Origin of the sequence: Sphingomonas sp. IC081 (assembly GCF_006874585.1) — a bacterium.
Classification (GTDB): domain Bacteria; phylum Pseudomonadota; class Alphaproteobacteria; order Sphingomonadales; family Sphingomonadaceae; genus Novosphingobium.
The window spans coordinates 1,093,643-1,114,985 of record NZ_CP029761.1 but is presented as its reverse complement, the minus strand read 5'-3'; the positions used below and the strand labels follow the sequence as shown (position 1 = coordinate 1,114,985).

General features: G+C 65.0%; 18 protein-coding genes and 3 tRNA genes. 13 read left to right on the top strand and 8 right to left on the bottom strand.

Features of this window, described 5'->3' with window-relative positions:
• Positions 1–125 precede the first annotated feature (125 nt).
• On the bottom strand, positions 126–1,103 hold the full coding sequence (gene thyA, locus DM450_RS05340; RefSeq protein WP_142633067.1) for a thymidylate synthase: 978 nt from the start codon (positions 1,101–1,103) through the stop codon (positions 126–128).
• A 126-nt stretch (positions 1,104–1,229) separates the two neighbouring features.
• On the opposite strand from thyA, the gene DM450_RS05335 reads away from it, so the two are divergent.
• From DM450_RS05335 to DM450_RS05325, 3 genes are all read left to right on the top strand, one after another.
• A complete protein-coding gene (locus tag DM450_RS05335) occupies positions 1,230–1,577 on the top strand; it encodes a hypothetical protein (protein WP_142633065.1) in 348 nt (115 codons plus the stop codon).
• Positions 1,574–3,121, top strand: a complete 1,548-nt coding sequence (locus DM450_RS05330; protein ID WP_142633063.1) for a methyl-accepting chemotaxis protein — start codon at positions 1,574–1,576, stop codon at positions 3,119–3,121. Before DM450_RS05335 ends, DM450_RS05330 begins: the two co-directional genes overlap by 4 nt.
• Before the next feature lie 86 nt (positions 3,122–3,207).
• A tRNA-Pro gene (locus tag DM450_RS05325) sits at positions 3,208–3,284 on the top strand.
• A 146-nt stretch (positions 3,285–3,430) separates the two neighbouring features.
• Here DM450_RS05325 and DM450_RS05320 read toward each other — a convergent pair.
• Together DM450_RS05320 and recG are read right to left on the bottom strand one after the other, a co-directional pair.
• On the bottom strand, positions 3,431–3,736 hold the full coding sequence (locus tag DM450_RS05320; RefSeq protein WP_142633061.1) for a helix-turn-helix domain-containing protein: 306 nt from the start codon (positions 3,734–3,736) through the stop codon (positions 3,431–3,433).
• A gap of 68 nt (positions 3,737–3,804) precedes the next feature.
• On the bottom strand, positions 3,805–5,862 hold the full coding sequence (gene recG, locus DM450_RS05315) for an ATP-dependent DNA helicase RecG (protein ID WP_142633059.1): 2,058 nt from the start codon (positions 5,860–5,862) through the stop codon (positions 3,805–3,807).
• A 107-nt stretch (positions 5,863–5,969) separates the two neighbouring features.
• Between recG and DM450_RS05310 the strand changes: the two genes are divergently transcribed.
• Genes DM450_RS05310 through mfd form a run of 3 tightly spaced genes read left to right on the top strand, consistent with a single transcriptional unit; the run spans position 5,970 to position 10,230 of the window.
• Entirely contained in the window at positions 5,970–6,392 is a 423-nt protein-coding gene (locus tag DM450_RS05310; protein ID WP_142633057.1) for a host attachment protein, read from the top strand.
• A gap of 15 nt (positions 6,393–6,407) precedes the next feature.
• Positions 6,408–6,719, top strand: coding sequence for a succinate dehydrogenase assembly factor 2 (locus DM450_RS05305; RefSeq protein WP_260610214.1), 312 nt, complete (start codon positions 6,408–6,410; stop codon positions 6,717–6,719).
• A 25-nt stretch (positions 6,720–6,744) separates the two neighbouring features.
• Positions 6,745–10,230: a transcription-repair coupling factor gene (gene mfd / locus DM450_RS05300; protein WP_142633055.1), complete on the top strand. Its 3,486-nt coding sequence runs from the start codon at positions 6,745–6,747 to the stop codon at positions 10,228–10,230.
• Between the two features lie 30 nt (positions 10,231–10,260).
• Here the strand turns inward: mfd and DM450_RS05295 are convergent, their stop codons facing one another.
• Positions 10,261–11,586 carry an EAL domain-containing protein gene (locus DM450_RS05295; protein ID WP_142633053.1) on the bottom strand — a complete coding sequence of 442 codons (1,326 nt, stop codon included), beginning with the start codon at positions 11,584–11,586 and terminating at the stop codon, positions 10,261–10,263.
• Between the two features lie 149 nt (positions 11,587–11,735).
• Between DM450_RS05295 and DM450_RS05290 the strand changes: the two genes are divergently transcribed.
• From DM450_RS05290 to DM450_RS05280, 3 genes are all read left to right on the top strand, one after another.
• Complete coding sequence (locus DM450_RS05290; RefSeq protein WP_142633051.1) at positions 11,736–12,515, top strand: NAD kinase; 780 nt, start codon at positions 11,736–11,738, stop codon at positions 12,513–12,515.
• 146 nt (positions 12,516–12,661) lie between these two features.
• A tRNA-Asn gene (locus DM450_RS05285) sits at positions 12,662–12,736 on the top strand.
• An 83-nt stretch (positions 12,737–12,819) separates the two neighbouring features.
• Positions 12,820–12,894, top strand: a tRNA-Asn gene (locus DM450_RS05280).
• Between the two features lie 193 nt (positions 12,895–13,087).
• Here DM450_RS05280 and secA read toward each other — a convergent pair.
• The gene (gene secA / locus DM450_RS05275) at positions 13,088–15,826 is read right to left on the bottom strand and encodes a preprotein translocase subunit SecA (protein WP_142633049.1); all 2,739 of its coding nucleotides are present in this window, start codon (positions 15,824–15,826) and stop codon (positions 13,088–13,090) included.
• A 109-nt stretch (positions 15,827–15,935) separates the two neighbouring features.
• Entirely contained in the window at positions 15,936–16,214 is a 279-nt protein-coding gene (locus tag DM450_RS05270; protein WP_142633047.1) for a hypothetical protein, read from the bottom strand.
• 127 nt (positions 16,215–16,341) lie between these two features.
• On the opposite strand from DM450_RS05270, the gene argJ reads away from it, so the two are divergent.
• From argJ to DM450_RS05250, 4 genes are all read left to right on the top strand, one after another.
• On the top strand, positions 16,342–17,568 hold the full coding sequence (argJ, locus tag DM450_RS05265; protein ID WP_142633045.1) for a bifunctional glutamate N-acetyltransferase/amino-acid acetyltransferase ArgJ: 1,227 nt from the start codon (positions 16,342–16,344) through the stop codon (positions 17,566–17,568).
• 2 nt (positions 17,569–17,570) lie between these two features.
• A complete protein-coding gene (locus DM450_RS05260) occupies positions 17,571–18,194 on the top strand; it encodes a glutathione S-transferase family protein (protein WP_142633043.1) in 624 nt (207 codons plus the stop codon).
• Between the two features lie 23 nt (positions 18,195–18,217).
• Complete coding sequence (locus DM450_RS05255; RefSeq protein ID WP_142633041.1) at positions 18,218–19,030, top strand: inositol monophosphatase family protein; 813 nt, start codon at positions 18,218–18,220, stop codon at positions 19,028–19,030.
• Positions 19,031–19,355: 325 nt separating this feature from the next.
• Positions 19,356–20,117 (top strand): hypothetical protein, encoded by a 762-nt coding sequence (locus tag DM450_RS05250; protein ID WP_142633039.1) that lies wholly within the window; start codon positions 19,356–19,358, stop codon positions 20,115–20,117.
• Positions 20,118–20,131: 14 nt separating this feature from the next.
• Here DM450_RS05250 and DM450_RS05245 read toward each other — a convergent pair whose 3' ends face one another.
• Entirely contained in the window at positions 20,132–20,719 is a 588-nt protein-coding gene (locus DM450_RS05245; protein WP_142633038.1) for a hypothetical protein, read from the bottom strand.
• Between the two features lie 230 nt (positions 20,720–20,949).
• Positions 20,950–21,270, bottom strand: coding sequence for a thioredoxin (gene trxA, locus DM450_RS05240; RefSeq protein ID WP_142633036.1), 321 nt, complete (start codon positions 21,268–21,270; stop codon positions 20,950–20,952).
• Positions 21,271–21,343 lie beyond the last annotated feature (73 nt).

Here is a 21,343-nt window from a genome sequence, read left to right as displayed (position 1 = left end):
CGTGGAGAGCGAAACTACGCCGAAAACAACGGTTAACGGAGAGTTTCAAAATTCCACAGTCAGGTCACAATATTTCAACCAAGGGTAATGTCAATACAGAGTCGATTGGCCGCCCCAAAGGCCCGTCACACCGCGACAGGCGCGGCGATGTGGGCCTGCGGAGCATAACCGGAAACCGCGAAATCCTCGATCCGATAGTCGAAGATCGAATCGGGCTTGCGCACGATATCCAGCCGCGCCTCGCCCGAGGGCTGACGCGACAGCTGCTCTTCGACGAGGCTGGCGTGGTTGAGATAGAGATGGACATCACCACCCATCCAAACGGCCTCACCCGGTTCAAGGTTGCACTGCTGCGCAAACATGCGCGTCAGCAGCGCCAGTGACCACATGTTGAAGGCGAAGCCGAGACCAAGATCGCAGCTGCGCTGATAGAGAATGCATGACAGCCGGCCCTCGGCAACGTGGAACTGATAGGTCTTGTGGCACGGCGGCAGCGCCATCGTGTCCAGTTCGGCAACGTTCCAGCCCTCGATGATGTGGCGGCGGCTGCCGGGATTGCTCTTGAGGCTCTCGATCACTTGCGCGACCTGGTTCACGCCGTGCTCACGCTTCTTGTAGAGTCCGTCGCCGGTAGGCTCGTAGACCGGCCAGTCGACCCATTGCTTGCCATAGACCGGACCGAGATCGCCCCATTCTGCCGCGAAGCCCTCATCCTCGACGATGCGGCGGGAGAAATCGGCTCGGGCAATCTCCTCACCCGTCGCCTTGCGGTAACGGTCGAGCGGCCAGTCGGTCCAGATTTCCACGCCCTGCGCACAGAGCGAGCGGATGTTGGTGTCACCCGTCAGAAACCACAGCATCTCGCGGCTCGCAGTCTTCCAGTAGACACGCTTGGTCGTGAGCAGCGGCATCAGCCCGCCCGACAGATCGAAGCGAATGGTCGCCCCGAAGACCGAGCGGGTGCCCACGCCGGTACGGTCCACCCGTTCGTCACCCTGCTCCCAGATGCGGCGCATAAGGTCGAGATACTGCCATTCCCAGTGCCGCCCCGAGGCTGCGCGGGACGGGTCGATTCTGGCGGCTTCGATCAGGCTGTCGGTCATGCCCCTGACCTACCTCCCCCGAGCCGCAAGGGAAAGAGCAGCTTCGCCCGAGCCGCCCTCACCCTTGTGCTTTACCTTATGGTCATCTTCGCAGCTAGGCAGGACTGCGGCTCTATAATTGATGCCATGACAAACACCGCCAGCCCCCGCGCCAAGAGCAAGACCGCGGCAAAAGGCGTGCTGACCCTTCAAGGCCTCGTCGCCGTTGCGACCGTTTGCTTCGCACTGACACCGGCCAGAGGCGGGATCGCACTTTACGTCTCCCCCGGCAATGGCAGTGCCGCCCCGTTCCAATGGGCGCATGACGTGCGTGCAGGCGTGATCGCCCGTGGCCCCTGGCCCGGCAGCGTCTTCGTCCGCGTACCCTCTGCGCGCGCCACGCTCGCCGCCCTGCGGCAAGGCGCCCTCCTGATTTCCGTTCCCGAAGCCCTTTGTGGGCACTCCCTCCAAAAAGAACCGAATCTCCGACCATGAATGAACTGGAAGAACTGCGTCGCAAAGGAGCCCAGGGGCTCGTCCTGGTATGCTGGATCGGCGTGCTGATAACGCTGGGCGGCACTCTGTTCGCACAGAGCGGCCTCGCCCCGCCTGTTGCTGCCGTGCTGGTGACACTCGCGCCTACCTGGCTGGTACTGCGCAGCGAAAGCGGGCCGCAGAGCCGCCTGGCCCTCGGCCTGACCTTGCCGCTCTATCCGGCCATCCTGCTGTGGCAATGGTCCGGTCACGAATGGATGATCGACCTCCACATGCTGTTTTTCGCGACGATCGCCATGTTGGCGATTCTCGCCGACTGGCGGCCCATTTTGCTGTCTGCAGCCATAACCGCGGTCCATCACCTGCTGACCAATTTCATCGCGCCTTCGCTCGTCTTCACCAATGGCGGCGAATTCGGCCGGGTTGTCCTTCACGCGGCGATCGTCATCGCCGAAACGCTGGTGCTGGTCATGGTCGCCATCCGGCTTGAAAAGCTGGTGATCGACCAGGCTGCGGCACACGAAGCGCGAGAAGCGCTCCAGCATGCGGCTGAACAGGAACGGGCCGCAGCGGCCGACGAGCAAAGGAGCGTGATCGACAGCATTGGCGACGGGCTTCGTTCGCTTGCAGCCGGCGACCTTTCGCTGCGGCTGGCCCAGACCTTTCCCGCCAGCTACGAGGAATTGCGCGGCTACTTCAATTCCGCTGCGGAAGACCTCGACGGCATCGTGCGCGGGGTGGGCGAATCGGCCCGCCAGATCGAGACCGGATCACTCGAGATCCGCTCCGCCACCGACGACCTTGCCCTGCGCACCGAACGGCAGGCCGCGACGGTCGAGGACATCGCCACGACCCTGCGCGCGCTCAACACCACGGTTCAGGACAATGCCTCCAGCGCCCGCGAGCTCCAGGCGGGCGTGGCCAAGGCCCGCAACGACGCGATGAGCGGCGCCGCAATCGTCGAGGACGCCGTCATGACGATGGGCGAGATCGAAAGCTCCGCCAACGAGATCAGCCAGATCATCGCCCTGATCGACGGCATCGCCTTCCAGACCAACCTGCTGGCCCTCAATGCCGGCGTCGAGGCCGCCCGTGCCGGCGAGGCGGGCAAGGGTTTTGCCGTGGTGGCGACGGAAGTGCGCGCCCTGGCCCAGAGGTCTGCCGATGCCGCCAACCAGATCAAGGCGCTGATCGGCGCCTCCACACAGCAAGTCGCCTCGGGCGTGAAGCTGGTAGGCCAATCGGGCGAATCGCTGATGACCATCGTCAGCGCCATTGCAGAAATCGACGAGGCTCTCGCCCGGATCGCCCAGGTGTCGATGGAACAGGCGACCGACATCGGACGAATCAACGAACGCGTCGGCGGCCTTGATTCGGCAACGCAGCAGAACGCCGCAATGGTCGAGCAAGGAACCGCCGCCGCACGCAATCTTTCCAGCGAAGCGGAAAACCTGGCGCGCATCGTCGCGCATTTCCGCGTTTCCGGGAGCGCGACCGGCTCCTTGCAAAAGTTGTCCACACCCTCGGTGCGCCATGCAGCATAAAAAGCAATTTTCTACACTTGCCACCCTGAGAGTCGCCCTATATAGGCGCGCTCCTGCCCCGGGCGCTCTTCGGAACGCCCTCCGGTCGGGGAATAGCTCAGCCTGGTAGAGCACTGTCTTCGGGAGGCAGGGGCCGGAGGTTCGAATCCTCTTTCCCCGACCATTTTCACCTTCGGGTGAGGCATAGAGACCCAGCGGAAACGCTGGGTTTTTTGCTATCTGCGGCACAGGCAACGAATCCCGCACGCAAAGAAAAAGGCGAAGGCTCCATCCAAGCCTCCGCCCCTCGATATTGCGGCTTGTGCCGGATCAACCCTGCTTGTGGTTCTCGGGCCGTCCATCGGGCAATGTAAGCCCCTCCAGCTGCTTGTCGGTCATGTTCTCGACAAAGGCCGGGGACAGCTTGCGTTCGAGCCGGCGACACATGTCGGCCTGCTTGATCAGCCCCTGCGAGGCCGAGCGCAATGCATTGCGATCCAGCGCCACGTCGCCGGAGAGGAAATCGCGCACTTCCTTTTCGGAAACGCCCATGTAGCGCGCCATCACGCGCTGTCCGCCGACCGCGTCGACTGCCTGGGCAAAAATGGCGAGCTGGATATCCGGTTTCTGGGGCATGCCACGGCCATCACAGGGCGGCGCAAGCAAGTCAATTGCGGCGTCCCCCGCTTTATGGAGAGAGGCGCTCAACCGCCTCGCAGAAGCTGCACACCCCAATCCCGCTCGAACAGATAGAGCAGCAGCCGTGCCGCCTCGCCGCGCGGACCGGTGAGGCCGCCGTCACGCTCGATCAGCAGCCGCGCGTCATCATGGGCCAGCGGCAACAGCTTGGTGATCTGCTCAAGGCTGGCAATGCGGAACGGCGTGTCGCCCGACTGCCGCGTGCCCAGCAGTTCGCCGCCGCCGCGCAGCTGCAGATCCTCTTCCGCCAGTCGGAAGCCGTCCTGCGTCTCGCGCATCAGGGCAAGACGCTGACGGGCGGTTTCACTCAGCTGCTGCCCCCGTAGCAGCAGGCATGTCGATTTCTCGCTGCCGCGCCCCACGCGTCCGCGCAACTGGTGAAGCTGGGCAAGACCGAAACGCTCCGCCTGCTCGATCACCATCAACGTGGCGTTGGGCACGTCAACACCAACCTCGATCACCGTCGTCGCCACCAGCACCGAAGCCTCGCCACTGGCAAAGCGCTCCATGCCCGCGTCCTTCGCCTCCGGCTTCAACTGCCCATGGACAAGCACGACCGTATCGCCGAATCGCTCCTTCAGCGTCGCATAACGCGCCTCGGCAGCAGCCAGATCGTCGTTCTCGCTTTCACTCACCATCGGACAGACCCAATAGGCCTGCTGCCCGGTCTCGATATGGCGGGCGATGGCACCGACGACGTCGCCCATGCGCTCCACCGAGACGACGCGGGTGTCAATCGCCTGGCGCCCCGGAGGCAATTCGTCGAGCTTGGAGACTTCCATCTCGCCGTATTGTGCCAAAGTCAGCGTGCGCGGGATCGGTGTCGCGGTCATCGCCAGCGTATGCGGCGTGCGCCGCCCCTTGCGGGCGAGCATCAGCCGCTGGCCAACGCCAAAACGGTGCTGCTCGTCGATCACCACCAGCGCGAGATTGCGATAGGACACCGTGTCCTGGAAAATCGCATGGGTGCCCACGACGATATCTATGGAGCCACCGATCAGCCCCATGAGGATCGCCTCGCGCGCCTTGCCCTTGTCGCGCCCGGTTAGCAGCGCAATCTCGACGCCCGTGCCCTGCAGCATCCGCGCGAGCGTCTCATAGTGCTGGCGGGCAAGGATTTCGGTTGGTGCCAGCAGGGCGGCCTGCGCCCCCGCCTCCACCGCGATCAGCATCGCGTTGAGCGCGACGACCGTCTTGCCCGCACCGACATCGCCCTGCAGCAAGCGCAGCATCGGTGCCTGCTGCGCAACATCGCCCTCGATCTCGTCGATCGAGCGCTTCTGCGCGCCGGTCAGCGCGAAAGGCAGCTTGAGCTTGGCACGCAGCGAACCGTCGCCTTTCAGCGGCGTGCCCGACTGGCGGCGATTGCTCTCGCGCACCAGCATCAGCGCCAGCGCGTTGGCCAGCAATTCGTCATAGGCCAGGCGGTCGCGCGCGGGCCCGTTGACGCCGCGATGCGCCTCCATCACCGCCTCGCGCCAGGCAGGCCACTTCATCTTGTCGTAGAGACTGGGCTCGATCCATTCCGCCAATTCCGGCAGGACCTTGAGCGCCTGCTGGACCAGACCGCCCACGCGCCCCTGCGTCAGTCCTTCAGACAGCGGATAGACCGCCTCGCACAGCTGCCCTACCGGCGCGGCGCTGTCCTCCGAAACATGTTCGGGGTGCACCATCTGGAGCATCTGGCCGTACTGGTCGAGCCGACCGGCCACCCAGCGCGTCTCGCCCACCGGAAGCTGCTTTTTCGCGGTGTAGGAGGCGCGGCCGAAATAAGTGATCGAGCAAATGTTGCCGAGCGCGTCTTCGGTCACCACCCGGAACGGCCCGCGCCCGGACGAGGCGCGATGCTCGCGCACCGTCAACTGGACGATGACGTTCTCGCCGACGTTGGCCTCGTCCAGATGGGTGACCGCGCGCCGCTCCACGAAACGATCGGGCAAGTGATAGACAAGATCCCGCAGCCGCGTGAGGCCCAGCTTTTCGAGCGGGCGCTTGAGCTTGGGGCCCACGCCGTCGAGGGCATCGGTTTCGACAAACAGGCAATTCAGAGCTTCGGGCCGCATGAGCAGCCTCTTAGCGCGAGTGCGGCGCGTTTCACCAGACCGATGGGGAACGGATTTGCGGACAGACCCGTTGCCTTGGTGAACCCAACTGCACAGGAGAGCCATTCATGCGGATGTCCCGCGGAACCGTTTTCGCAATCGTCGACGGCGAGAACTTCGAACTCTACCGCAATTCGGGCGCCGAGGCCGCCCCGCGGCTGACGGCCATGGAGCCCCCCGCGCTGGAGGCCACCAACTTCAGCGCCGGCGCCCGCCGCAGCGACGCGCCAAGGCGCCATCAGGCCCGCACCGGCGACGGCAGCAACGACTCGCACGACGAGAGCGCCCATGTCGCCGCCGTGACCGGATGGCTCAACCAGCAGGTACTGGAAGGGGAAATCGCCGAACTGGTCATCGTCGCCGATCCGCGCTCCCTTGGTGAGATGCGAAGGCACTACCACAAGGAACTGAAAGCCTCGCTGCGGGCCGAAGTGCCCAAGACGCTGACCGGCAGACCCGTCAGCGAGATCATCAAGGTGATCCAGCGCTAACCCAAAACCTTGCTCATGCCCGCGCCGTATCGTAACGGCGCGGGCATGACCGAACTCACGCCCCAAAAGCAGGCACGGCTCGCCCGCCTCAAGTTCCGCGCCTGGCATCGCGGCACGCGCGAGGCCGATTACATGATCGGCTGCTTCTTCGACAAATTCCACGCAGAGTGGTCCGACGCCGAGATCGACCTCTTCGAAACGATGATCGAGGAAGAAGACGTCGACATCATGGCATGGGCGCTCGGCACCCAGAGCATTCCCGAGGAATATCGCGGTGCCTTGATGGACCGCATGATGAAGCTCGATTACGTCGATATTCCGCGCTGATTTCATAAGGCAGACTGACTGCGGCATGGCCGATTTCCAACGCATTGTCTCGGCTACCTCGCCGCTTACCCTCGCCTCGGTCACGCGCGGGGCCCAGCCTCTGGTCATGGCGGACCTTGCCCGCGCCGTGGCAAGCAAGAGTTCCGGAGGCCGGGCGGTGTTCATCGCCGACAACGAAAGCGCCATGCGCGCCGTTGCCGAAGCCGCGCAGTTCTTCGCGCCGGAACTGGATGTCGTTGAATTCCCCGCGTGGGACTGCCTGCCCTACGACCGCGCCAGCCCTGCCCTTTCGGTCAGTGCCCGCCGTCTGGCCGCGCTGCACCGGCTCCAGCTCAAGCGCACCGGCCCGCAGCTTCTCGTCACCACCGCCAATGCCGCGCTCCAGCGCGTGCTCACGCCGTTCCGCATTCGCGAATCGGTGCGCCTGCTCAAGCCTGGCGCGGAAATCGGCCATGAAAGCCTGATCGCGCTGCTGCGCCGTCAGGGCTACCAGCGCAGCGACACCGCGATCGACGCAGGCGAGTTCGCCGTGCGCGGCTCGATCTTCGATATCGTGCCTTCGGGGCTTGAAGGCGGCCTGCGGCTCGACTTCTTCGGCGACGAGCTGGAAACGCTGCGCCTGTTCGATACCGGCACCCAGCGCTCCACCGGCACCGTCCCCGAACACCTGCTGCTCCCCGCCAGCGAGGCGCTGATCGACGAGGACAGCGTCAAGCGCTTCCGCAGCCGCTACCGCGAGATGTTCGGCGCCAATGCCACGGCGGACCCGCTCTATCAGGCGGTCAGCGACGGCCGCCGGCTTGCCGGCATGGAACACTGGCTGCCGCTATTCGAAGACCGTCTGGTCACGCTGTTCGATCACCTTTCGAACGACGACCTGCTGGTGATCGACAGCCCGGCGCTCGGCGCCGCCGACGAGCGCTTCACCGACATTGCGGACTATCACAAGGCCCGCCTCGAAACCTCGGGCCAGAAGGCGGGATCGTACCGCCCGCTCGCGATCGACGCGCTCTACCTGGGCCGCGAGGAATTCGAGCAGGCCGTGGCCGCCTTCCCGGTCCACCGCGCCGATCCTTTCGCGCAGCCGGAAAGCACCAAGGTTATCGACTTCGGCTTCGGCAATGCCCGCGACTTCACGCCCGAGCGCGCCCGCGGCGACAATGCCTATGAGGCTGCCGCCAAGCACCTCCACGCCGTCGCCAAGACCGGCCGCAAGGCGATCCTCGCCGCCTATTCCACCGGTAGCCGCGCCCGTCTGGTCTCCATCCTGGGTGAGGCACAGGGACCCGAGCCCAAGCTGGCCGAGACATGGCAAGAAGCCCTCGGCCTTGCCGTTCAGGGCCGCTCCGCCGCGCTGGTGCTGCCGCTGGAGACCGGCTTCTCCAACGATGCGGTCGAAGTCGTCACCGAGCAGGACATCCTGGGCGACCGCCTTGTCCGCCGGAAGAAAAAGAAGAAGGATTCCGACGCCTTCCTCGCCGAACTGGCGGCGCTGACGCCCGGCGACCTGATCGTCCACATGGACCACGGCATCGGCCGCTACGAAGGCCTGCAGTCGATCCCGGTCGGCAAGAGCCCGCACGACTGCGTGATGCTGACCTATGCGGGCGGCGACAAGCTCTACATCCCGGTCGAAAACCTCGACGTCCTCTCGCGCTACGGCAGCGAGGCGGAAGGCGTTCCGCTCGACAAGCTGGGCGGCGAGGCATGGCAGAAGCGCCGCGCCAGGCTGAAGGAACGCATCCGTGAAATCGCGGGTGAACTGATGAAGACCGCGGCCGCGCGTGCCCTGCGCGTTGCCCCGGCGCTGCTGCCCGAAAAGTCGAGCTACGACCAGTTCGTGGACCGTTTCCCCTGGCAGGAAACCGAGGACCAGGAACACGCCATCGACGACGTGCTCGGCGATCTCGCCGAAGGCAAGCCGATGGACCGCCTCGTCTGCGGCGATGTCGGCTTCGGCAAGACCGAAGTGGCTTTGCGTGCCGCCTTCGTCGCCGCCATGGCGGGCCAGCAGGTTGCCGTCGTCGCGCCGACCACCCTGCTCGCACGCCAGCACTATGCGAGCTTTGCCGAACGCTTCAACGGCTTCCCGCTGGAAGTGGGCCGCCTGTCGCGCCTCGTGCCCGAGAAGGAAGCCAAGGCCACCCGCGAGGGCCTTACCGCAGGCACCATGGACGTGGTCTGCGGCACCCACGCGATCCTCTCGAAAACGGTCAATTTCAAGCGCCTCGGCCTCGTCATCGTCGACGAGGAACAGCGCTTCGGCGTCAATCACAAGGAGCGCCTGAAGCAGCTTCGCACCGACGTGCACGTGCTGACGCTCACCGCCACGCCGATCCCGCGCACGCTGCAAATGGCAATGTCCGGCCTGCGCGAACTTTCCACCATCCAGACCCCGCCGGTCGACCGCCTCGCCGTGCGTACCTACGTGATGGAATGGGACGAGATGGTGATGCGCGAGGCGCTGCTGCGCGAACACCATCGCGGCGGCCAGAGCTTCATCGTCGTGCCGCGCATCTCGGACATGGCCGAAGTCGAGGAATGGCTCGCCAAGAGCGTGCCCGAAGTGAAGGTCATCTCCGCCCACGGCCAGATGAGCGCAGGCGAAGTGGAAGAGCGCATGAGCGCCTTCTACGAGGGCAAGTACGAAGTCCTGCTGTCGACCACCATCGTCGAGAGCGGCATCGACATTCCGCGCGCCAACACGATCATCATCCACCGCGCCGACCGCTTCGGCCTCGCCCAGCTTTACCAACTGCGCGGACGCGTGGGCCGATCGAAACTCCGCGCCTATGCCTATCTCACGACACCGGCGGGCCGCGCGCTCTCGGAAGTGGCCGAAAAGCGCCTCAAGGTATTGAGCGATCTCGATTCGCTGGGTGCCGGCTTCCAGCTTGCCAGCCACGATCTCGACATTCGCGGCGCGGGCAACCTGCTGGGTGATGAGCAGTCCGGCCATATCCGCGAGGTTGGCTTCGAACTCTACCAGTCGATGCTGGAGGACGCGATCCTCGAGGCCCGCGCGGGCGGCGTCGGGCTGGAGAAGGATACCTCGGGCCTGTCTCCGCAGATCACGGTGGAAGCGCCGATCATGATCCCGGAGGACTACGTTCCCGATCTGGCCGTGCGCATGGCGCTCTATCGCCGCCTCAACGATGCGGACAGCAAGGACGAGATCGAATCGCTCTCGGCCGAAATGATCGACCGCTTCGGACCGCTGCCGAGCGCCACGTCGAACCTCGTCCAGCTTATCCAGATCAAGCGGCAGGCGATCGAGGCGCATATCGCCAAGATCGACGTCGGCCCGCGCGGCACGCTGGTCAGCTTCCACAACGACAGCTTCCCGAACCCCATGGGCCTGATCGCCTATGCCGAGCGGCTTCAGGGCGCGGTCAAGCTGCGGCCGGACAACAAGCTGGTGCTGCAACGCGCCTGGGGCGATCCCAAGAGCCGCCTCAACGGGTTGCTGCAATTGACCAAGGGCCTCGCGGCGGTGGCGCGGAAGGGATAAGCGACGGCAGCGCGCAAGAAATAGGCGCCGCTATCCCGCCGTGCGGGCCAGCCTGTCAAACATCGCGGTGCTCATCGGCTGCGCGCGCAGGAACCCCTGATAATAGGCACAGCCCTCGCGCGCGGCGACCTGGCGCTGGGCCTCTTCCTCGATGCCCTCGGCGATGACCTGAAGGTCCAGCGCCTTGGCCATCGCAACGATGGCACGCAGCACCGCCACGTCGCGCTTGTCGGTGGTGATGCCGTCGATCATCGAGCGATCGAGCTTGAGGTAGTGGATCGGCAGGACCTTGAGATAGCGGAAGTTGCAGAAGCCCGCCCCGAAGTCATCCAATGCGATGCGGATGCCCTGCGCCGAGAATTCCGCCAGGATCTGCGCAGCCTGCGAGATATCGCCGATCAGGGCCTGTTCGGTCACTTCCAGCGTCAGCCTGCGCGGCGGAAACCCGCTCGCGCGGACAAGGTCCAGCATCTGGCGCACGTAATTGCCGAAGGCGAGGTCCGCCGGCGTGACATTGATCGACAAGCGCAAGGCCTTGGGCCAGTTGCCCGCCGCTTCCAGCGCCTTGGCGGCGATGTGACGGGAGAGCGGCGCCACGTGGTCGGCCCGCTCGGCAATGGCAAAAAGGCCGCCCGCACCGATCCGCCCCAGGCGCGGATGCTTCCAGCGTGCCAGGGCTTCCGCCCCGGTCAGCCGGTCGTCCTCGAGGCTGAACTGCGGCTGGAACAGGATCTCGATCTCGTCGCGGTCGATCGCGCCCAGCAGATCGGCCTCAAGCTGCGCAGCCGAATGGCCGGGCGGGGTTGCTTCGCCCTCGGCCCAGGCAAGCCGCGTGCCTTGCTGGTCGCGCGCGGATTCCAGCGCGTGGCCGAGCCGGTCCAGCATCGAATCCACGCCTTCGTCGGCCAGCGCGCGAATCAAGGCGATGCGCGGCGACAGGCGCAAGACTCCCGAGGGCACCGCGATGGGGCGCGACACCGCCTCGGCCAGCTGATCGGCAACCAGTTGCCAGCGCTCCCGGCTGCATGCCTCATTGGCGACCAGCACGAAGGAACCGCCCCCGGCACGCGCCAGCAGCCAGTGACCGTCGAGTTCCTCGTTCGCGAAATGCGCGATGCGGCTCGCCACTTCTTCCAGCGCCCCGTCACCCGCAGCCGCGCCATAGGCCATGTTGATGGCATCGAGCCGGCGCAGGCCGAGCAGCATCGCATGGATATGTGCACCCGGCCCATTCTCGCTCGCCTGGCGCCAGGCGGCGATCCGTTCGCGCACGGCATCAAGCCCCGGAATTCCGGTCAATCTATCCTCAAGACCGCGTGCCAGTTCTGCCGGCACCCCTTCCCTGCTCAAAACCATGCGCCTTTCCTAACCCCACCCCCATAACGCAAGCCCCTTGCAAAAGCGTTCAAAATTCGAAAGGTCCGACGAAGTGACGAAGGCGTCACGGTCACGCCTCGCCGACCGCGGCACCGAGGCGCAGCATGACCGCCTCAAGGAAATGAAGAATGAGCGACGAACCCCGGCTGGCCCTCATCGTTTCGGACAGCGCCAAGGCACAGGAAGGCGCAGACGCCTTGCGCGATGCCCATGGCTGGGTAAGCCCGGAAGAAGCCGATGTCTTCGTGGTGCTGGGCGGCGACGGCTTCCTGCTGCACGTCCTCCACGAGATGCTCGACCGCGACCGCATCAAGCCGGTCTACGGCATGAACCTGGGAACGGTGGGTTTCCTGATGAACGGGCCGCACGACCATATCCCGATCATCCATAGGGTGATGGAAGCGCACCGCGTGCCCGTGACCCCGCTGCGCATGTACGCGGTCAGCAACGACGGACGTGAGTACAAGTATTACGCCATCAACGAAGTCTCGCTGCTGCGCGAAACCCGCCAGACCGCCAAGCTGGAAGTGCGCATCAACGGGCGCGTGCGGATGGAGGAACTGGTGGGCGACGGGGTGCTGGTGGCAACGCCGGTCGGCTCCACCGCCTACAATCTCTCCGCCGATGGCCCGATCCTGCCGCTCGGTGCCCCGATGCTGGCGCTGACGCCGCTCAGCCCCTTCCGCCCGCGCCGCTGGAAAGGCGCGATCCTGCCCGAAAGCGCCGAGGTCGAATTCCACGTCAACGAGTCCGAAAAGCGCCCCGTCGCCGCCGTGGCCGACCAGAAGGAAGTGCGCGACGTGAAGTCGGTGCGAATCCGCGCGACCTACGAAAAGGAACTGACACTGCTGTTCGACCCCGGATTCACGCTGGAAGAACGTATCTTCGCCGAGCAGTTCCAGGTCTGAAATCACAGCAATTCCGCGCCTCCCGGCACCGAACCATCACCTGTGGAAAAATTTTCGCCGCATTTTGGTCAAAGTCAGGGTTGCCAATCCCTACGGCACTGTTATAGGCGCACCCCTGCCCAGCGGTGGAAACACTGACAGGCCGGTCCCCGATAGCTCAGCGGTAGAGCATTCGACTGTTAATCGAATGGCCGTAGGTTCGAATCCTACTCGGGGAGCCACTTCTTTTGAAGGGTTCGAAGCGGTATCGAAAGATGCCGAAAGCAACTCTTCCGCCCGCCGGTGGAAACACCGACCAGGCTGTTCCCCGATAGCTCAGCGGTAGAGCATTCGACTGTTAATCGAATGGCCGTAGGTTCGAATCCTACTCGGGGAGCCACCTTTCCAACCAGACATCGCCAGCCCTTCGTCCCATGCCGACCTGCCAGGTCAGCACGCGTTTTTGCGTGCCCGCCGTTCACAAGGGTGCCCGGCACAAGCATCGGCCAAAGAAAAAGGGCCGCAGCTTCCGCCGCAGCCCTCTCGATGCTCGAAGAAGGCCGAGAGAAACGCTCCCGGCCACCTCGTCCTACTCAGGCCAGTGCGCCGTGGCAGTGCTTGTACTTCTGGCCCGAGCCGCAAGGGCACAGTGCATTGCGGCTGAGCGGCAGGTCGGCATAGGGGTTCTCGCCCGCGCCACCAAGGCCGACACCCGCCTGCGGGCTGCCGGCCAGCGACCCGAACAGTTCGGGCACCATCGCCGAGCCATCGCCGTCGTTCGAATTGTCGATGCCGGTCAGCGGATCGATATGGCCGGTCAGGAAGTCCGGCAGTTCGGGAAGCTGCACCGGCTCCGGGATCTGCAACTGGCTGACCGCCAGGATGCGCGTCACGTCCTCGCGGATCGTGTCCAGCATGCGCTCGAACAGACCGAAGGCTTCGGTCTTGTATTCGTTGATCGGCGTCTTCTGGGCATAGGCGCGCAGGAACACCACCTGACGCAGCGCGTCGAGGGTAGCGAGATGCTCCTTCCAGTAGTGGTCGATGCGGTCGAGCAGGATCGACTTCTCGACCTGGCGCCAGATCGCCGGATCGTCGTTCGCCATCTTCTCGGCCATGTGCGCGTCGGCCATGGCGGCAATGCGCTCCTCGACGAGTTCGGGATCGACGCCGTCCTCTTCGATCCACGCCTCGACAGGTACGTCGAGCGCAAGGATCTCGGCCGCCTTGGCCTTGAGACCCTCGACGTTCCAGTGCTCGGGGTAGGAACCCTGCGGGCAGGCATCGGCAACAATGGAGTTCACCGTATCGGTGCGCATGTCGATCACGACATCGTCCACCGTCTCGGCGTCCATGATGTCCGAGCGCTGCTCGTAGATCACCTTGCGCTGGTCGTTCATCACGTCGTCGTACTCGACGACCTGCTTGCGCACTTCGTAGTTGCGCGCCTCGACCTTCTTCTGCGCGGTCTCGATCGCCTTCGACAGCCACTTGGAGCCAATCGCCTCGCCATCGGCCAGGTTGCTGTTCATCATCTTGGCGAACAGCGTGTCCGGACCGAAGATGCGCAGCAGGTCGTCCTCGAGGCAGAGGTAGAACTTCGACAGGCCCGGGTCGCCCTGACGGCCCGAACGGCCGCGCAGCTGGTTGTCGATGCGGCGGCTTTCGTGGCGCTCGGTACCGATCACGCAGAGACCGCCGGCGGCGAGCACCAGGCGCTTCTGCTCGGCCACTTCCGCCTTGATGCGGGCAATCGCCTCGTCACGCTCCGGCCCCTCGGGCATGTCGCGCAGCTCGTCCTCGACGCGGAACTCGACGTTGCCACCCAGCTGGATGTCGGTGCCGCGGCCCGCCATGTTGGTGGCAATCGTCACCGCGCCAAGACTGCCCGCCTGGGCAACGATGTGGGCTTCCATCTCGTGGAAACGGGCATTGAGGACCGAGTGCTTGACGCCTTCCTTGTTGAGGAAGTCCGAGAGCAGTTCCGACTTCTCGATCGACACCGTGCCGACAAGCACCGGCTGGCCGATCTCGTGCTTCTCGCGGATCAGCTTGGCGATGGCGCCGAACTTGTCGAGCGTGTTCTTGTAGAACTCGTCTTCCTCGTCGATGCGCTGGATCGGCACATTGGTCGGGATGGTGACGACGTTCATCTTGTAGATGTCGTAGAACTCGGCCGCCTCGGTGGCAGCCGTGCCGGTCATGCCCGAAAGCTTCGGGTACATGCGGAAGTAGTTCTGGAAGGTGATCGAGGCGAGCGTCTGGTTCTCGGGCTCGATCTTGACGCCTTCCTTGGCCTCGACCGCCTGGTGCAGACCGTTCGACCAGCGGCGACCGTCCATCATGCGGCCGGTGAATTCGTCGATGATGACGACCTTGCCGTCCTTGACGATGTAATCGGTGTCACGCTTGAACATGACCACGGCCTTGAGGCTCTGGTCGAGGTGGTGGACGACCTGGGTGTTCTCGACGTCGTAGAGGTTCGAGCCGACCAGCAGCCCTGCGGCCTCGAGCATGCGCTCGGCCTTCTCGACGCCGTCTTCGGTCAGGCTGATGTTCTTGGTCTTCTCGTCGGTCTCGTAGTCCTCGGGGACAAACTGCTTCACGACAGCATCGACCTGAAGGTAGAGTTCCGACTTGTCGTCGGTCGGACCCGAGATGATCAGCGGGGTACGCGCTTCGTCGATCAGGATCGAATCGACTTCGTCGACGATCGCAAAGTTGAAGGGGCGCTGCACCATCTGGCTGCGCTCGTGCTTCATGTTGTCGCGCAGGTAGTCGAAACCGAACTCGTTGTTGGTGCCGTAGGTGATGTCAGCGGCATAGGCATCACGGCGCTCCCATTCGTTGAGATTGGGGACAATCACGCCGATGGTGAGGCCGAGGAAGTTGTGCAGCTTGCCCATCTGCTCGGCGTCGCGGCGAGCGAGATAGTCGTTGACGGTGACGACGTGGACGCCCTTGCCCTCGATGGCGTTGAGGTAGGTGGCGGTAGTCGCCACCAGGGTCTTGCCCTCACCGGTGCGCATTTCCGCGATTTCGCCGCGGTGGAGGACGATGCCGCCGATCAGCTGCACGTCGAAGTGGCGCATGCCGAACACGCGCTTCGAAGCCTCGCGCACGGTGGCGAAGGCTTCGGGCAGGATCTTGTCGAGCGTGCTGCCATTCGCGAGCATTTCGCGGAACTTGGGCGTCTGCGCGGCCAGTTCCTCGTCGCTCATGGCTTCGAGAACGGGCTCGAACCCGGCGATCTGGGCAACGACCTTGTCGAGCGACTTGACGTAGCGGTCGTTGGACGAACCGAAAATGGACTTGGCGAGTGCGCCGAACATGGCGGGAATCCCTGTTTTACTTGGATATCGTGAATGACGGACATGTGCGCCTCCGCCTCGTGGCAGAGCGCAGAAAATAGCTTCGCGAGGATGCGAAAGGTCGGCGCGCTTACTCGCGCGCGCGGTCTATCCCGGTCAGGACCGAAGGCACCGCCAGCGAAACCGGCACCGCGACAAGCGGCGGGGCATGGCGGCGGGCATTGCGCAGGCCCGGCTCGGGCAAGCGCGCAAGGGCAACCGGCGCACGCGGCGCCTTGGCGGCCACGGCAGCCTCGGTCAGCACCACCTGCAGGCTCGCCACCTGCGACGCACGCGCCTCGGCAGGGCCGATCTGCGCGGCAAGGCCCGTCAGCAGGGCCAGCAGGGTGAGGATCAGGCGATTTGCCATGGCGGATCAGATAAGGGCGCCTCGGCGCCATGTCCACACCAGAGAACGCCCTGCCCCGAGTTTACACACGTATGCCCGCATGCACCACGACTCTTGACCTGCCGCACCCACGCGCTACGCACCCGCCATGGCCTATCCCACCTCACCGCTCGCCTCGCCCTTCCCCGCCATGCCGCCGATCGCCGGCGTCACCCCGCACGTCGTGCGCGCAGGGTACAAGGACTGGGGCCGGTGCGACCTCACGTACGTGGAACTGGACGAGGGCACTGCCGTCGCGGGCGTGTTCACCAGGAACCTGTGCTGCTCCAGCGAAGTGGAACTGGGCCGCGTCAACGTGAAGCAGGGTCATGCCCGCGCACTGGTGGTCAATGCGGGCAATTCCAATGCCTTCACCGGCTACCGGGGCCGCGAGGCGGTGGAGCAGATCATGGATCAGGTCTCCGCCCATATCGGCTGTCCGCGTGAGCAGGTCTTTGTCTCCTCCACCGGCGTGATCGGGGTGCCGCTGCCCAAGGACAAGGCCCGCGAAGGCGTGGAGAAGGCCCTCACCGCCCAGCCCTGCTCGTGGGAAGACATGGCCAACACCATTTCCACCACCGATACTTTCGCCAAGGGCGCGACGGCCACGGCAATGATCGGCGACACCAAGGTCACGCTCGCCGCCGTCATCAAGGGCTCGGGCATGATCGCACCGGACATGGCGACGATGCTCGGCTACATCTTCACCGATGCCGCCGTGGAGCCTGCCTTCCTGCAGGAATGCCTCGCCGCCGCGAACTTCCGCACGTTCTCGTGCATCACCGTCGATTCGGACACCTCCACCAGCGACACCGTGCTGGCCTTCGCCACCGGCAAGGCCGGCAACGCGCCGCTTGCCTCGATCGCCTCGCCCGGCGCCCATGCCTTTGCCGCCGCGATCCATGACGTCTGCCGCCAGCTCGCCCACCTCGTCGTGCGCGACGGCGAAGGCGCGCAGAAGTTCATCGAGGTTGCCGTCTCCGGCGCGGTCTCGGACGAAAGCGCGAGGCTGGTCGGCATGGCCATCGCCAACTCGCCGCTGGTGAAGACCGCCATTGCCGGCGAAGACGCCAACTGGGGCCGCGTGGTCATGGCCGTGGGCAAGGCGGGCGAACCGGCCGACCGCGACAAGCTCTCGATCGGCTTCGGCGGCACCTGGGCCGCGCGCGAGGGCCTGCCGCTCGCCGACTATGACGAGGCCCCCGTTGCCGCCCACCTCAAGGGGCAGGACGTCACCATCGAGGTCGATCTGGGCCTTGGCGAAGGCGCGGCCACCGTGTGGACCTGCGACCTCACGCACGGCTACATCTCGATCAACGCCGATTACAGGAGCTGAGCGTGCCCGCACCCGTGTTCACGATCTGGGGGCGCCTCAACTCCCACAACGTCAAGAAGGTTGCCTGGTTCGCCGAGGAACTTGGCCTGAATTACGTGCGTCACGATATCGGCGGCAAGTTCGGCTATACCGACGAGTACCTCGCCAAGAACCCGAACCGGCTGGTGCCGATGATCGAGGACGGCAAGCTCTCGCTGTGGGAATCGAACGCGATCCTGCGCTACATGGCGGCCGAGTACGGCGGTGAGCGCTGGTTCCAGCGCGACCCCATCGACCGCGCGCTGGCCGACCGCTGGATGGACTGGCAGATCACGTATGCCGATGCCCAGCGCCTCCCGTTCCTGTCGATGGCCCGCACCCCGCAGGACCAGTGGGACATGCCCGCCATCGAGCGGGACGTGAAGGCCTGCGCCGCCCACCTCGCGGTGCTGGAACGTTACCTTTCCGAAAAGCCCTGGCTCTCCGGCGGCCAGTTCGGCATCGGCGACATTCCCATGGGCGTCTATGCCTACACCTGGTTCAGCCTGCCGTTCGAGAAGCCGGAATTCCCCGCGGTGGCCGAATGGTACGCCCGCATCCGCGAGCGCAAGGGTTATGCCCAGCAGGTCATGATCCCGCTTACCTGATCCTCCCGTCAAAGGCCTCCTGCATGATCACCCCTTCGCTCAACTCTGCAGTCGAAACGATCATGCGCGAGGTGTCTCGCGATGTGATCCTGCGCCACTACCAGTCGCTGTCCGCCGAACAGATCGTCAGCAAGGCGGCGAACGACGTCGTCACCGTGGCCGACCGCGAGAGCGAGGCGATCCTTGCCGAGCGCCTCGCCGCCCTGCTGCCCGAGGCGGCCGTCGTCGGCGAGGAAGCCACTTTCGCCGACGAGAACGAACTGCTCAAGCTCAAGGACCGGCTCTGCTGGATCGTCGACCCGCTCGACGGCACCAACAACTTCGCATCCGGCAAGGCCCCCTTCGGCATGCTCATCGCGCTGGCCGACAAGGGCGAGACGCTGGGCGGCTGGATTCTCGACTGCCTGACCGGCCGGTTCTGCCACGCCTCGGCGGGCGGCGGCGCCTGGGTGGACGGGGAACGCCTCACCGCCCGCGCCACCGGAGAGCAGCCGCCGGTCGCGGCGATCTCGCTGATCTTCACGCAGGAATCCCGCCGCGAGCAGCTGCGCAGCGAAGTCGCCCCGCACTACCGCATGGTCGACATCCCGCGCTGCGCCGCCGAACAGTATCCCCGCCTCGCGCTCGGCCAGAACGACGTGGCGATCTTCGAGCGTACCCTGCCATGGGACCATGCGGCGGGCGCCCTGTTCCTCAACGAGGCCGGCGGCAAGTGCGCCCGCCCCGACGGCAGCGCCTACCGGGTCGACGAGATCGGCCGCAAGGGCCTGATCGGTGCCTCCAGCCCGGCGCTGTTCGACGACCTCGCCGCCCGGCTCGCGGCCCTGCCCGAATAAGGCCAGCTTCAGCGTCATACTTTGGCACAAGGTGACACGCCGGTTGACACTGTTGACACGGTCCTGAGGAAAAACCGTCACCTTGCGCCAACTGTCACCTTGCGGCCTGATGGCGAGCGATTTTCCCACGATTTCAAAGAGCATTTGTCGCGCACGATCATGCCAGATCGCCGCGATGTAGGAAAATCGCCAGATGCGAGCCGCCCCGCACGCATGCCCGTGAAAGCGCGGGCCTCCGCTTGCCCCATACCCCCACCGGCGGATTCCCCGGCCCTCCGGCGTCTTCGAACCGTTCCCTCAACGGGACGGGGATGGGAGAACGACGATGACGACATCGGGCGTGGCGGGCATTTCCTGTGTCATTCTTGCGATGACCCCGTGCCTGGCGCCCAGTCCGGCCCTGGCGCATTCAGAAAAGAGCTGGGGCGAAGCGGGCTGGCAGTATCTTCCGCCTGCCGTGGCATGGTCGCTTTCGGACCTCGCCGCGCCCGATCAGAGCAAGGTGGAAGTCGTCGACCGCGACGACGGCAACGCCGGATGGCGACTGGAAGCCGTCGCCGTCCGATCCTACGATCCGCTGTCCCTCGCGCTTCCCGCAAGGCTGATCGACGACCATGACACCGCCCGGTTCCGCACCCGACATTTCAGCGCCAGCGCGTGGCATGCGCTGGGCGACCACGACACCCTGCGCTTCACCGCCGTCGCCGGTCGCACCAGCCGCCGCACCGACGATGCCGTGGTCCTTCCGGCCAAGACCCTGACCGGATTTGCCGGTGCACAACTGGCCTGGGAGCATGCGCGAACGTGGTCGTTCTCGATCGGCGCTTTCAGGCAAGGCGGCTGGGGCGGCCGCTCGCTCGAAAGCGATCTGCTGCATTTCTCGAACGGCGAACCGCCTGCCGCGCGCGGTTTGAAGGCCTCCTGGCGCATGAAGCTGCAGGGCAACGACAACGACAGCGCCGGAGGCAGTATCTGGGTCGGGCTGGATTCCCGTCTCGGCACCCGCGCAGCCGGACTCGGGGGTGCCCTGGCGCAGTCCGCGCACCATGACTCCCGTCTCGGCCTTGTGCTTGCCGCCCAATTCTGAAGTCGGGTGGCCGGCTACCGAGCCTTGCCGAGCGAACAAGCCCCTGCTCTCTCGCCCTTCACCGACCAGCGCATGATGTCCGGCGGTGTCCTTTGCTGGCCTATTCCCGGGGCATCCGGCAGGTTCATCAACGGCTCCCTGCGGTTCTCGAAATCGAGCTTCAGCGCCGAGCCGCCGTAATTTCCCGAAACGTACATCATCAGCCGCGTCTGGAAGCGGGTCACCCTGCCCGTGTTCGCATCCTTCGAACTGGCATAGCCACCCTGGCAGGTCTGCGTCGCCTGCAATTGTCCCTGGCCCAGACGCATCTTCAGCGGACGGCACTGCGTCGTTCCCGCAGCCTGGGAGCGCCCCTCGCCCACCAGCAGGCGCACGAAGTCCTCCACTTGCGTATCGGCAAGGCAGAAGTGCCACTCGCGGTCCTTGCCCACGGCCATCGCCGTGTCACCCCCGTCGAGACTTTTGCCGATGCGATAGGACCGCGAAATCGTGACGAGCCAATCCCCGCCCTGCATCGTCCTCTGCTCGCGCGTGCCCTCGACAATGATATCCTGCGGATCGGCGCCGCCCTGCGCCTGCGTGGACCACACAGAAGTCGCCATCAGGAAAACCGGAACCGCGCGCAACCAATGCATGGCAAGCCCTCTGCCAGTCAGCATCCGCAAGGATAAGTCGCTGCGGGCGAACAGCTTGGGATTATGGAAGAAATACCAAGAAATGCAACGCCCTGGCAGCTCCCACGATAAATGCAGAGGACAAAGAAAAACCCCCTCCACCGCGCAGGTGGAGAGGGTTCTCATTCATCCGGGGCAACAACGGCCCCCGTGAATTCTCAGAGTTCGCCTTCGAGCCAGCCCTTGAGCGCGCTCTTGGGCGCCGCACCCAGCTTCTGGGCGACCGGCTTGCCGTCCTTGAACAGCACCATCAGCGGGATCGACTTCACGCCGATCTCGGCGGGGATGCCGGTGTTGGCCATGATGTCCATCTTGGCGATGGTGACCTTCTCGGACAGCTCGTCGCTGATCTCTTCGAGAGCGGGGCCGATCATCTTGCAGGGGCCGCACCAGTCGGCCCAGAAATCGACGAGAACGGGCTTGTCGGACTTCAGGACGTCGTCTTCGAAGCTGGCGTCGGTAACGGCAATGGTTGCCATGAACTTGAACTCCTCGGGGGTATCTCGGGTTGATCGCAATCTAGGGAGGAATCGCCGGGAGGCAACGCCCCGG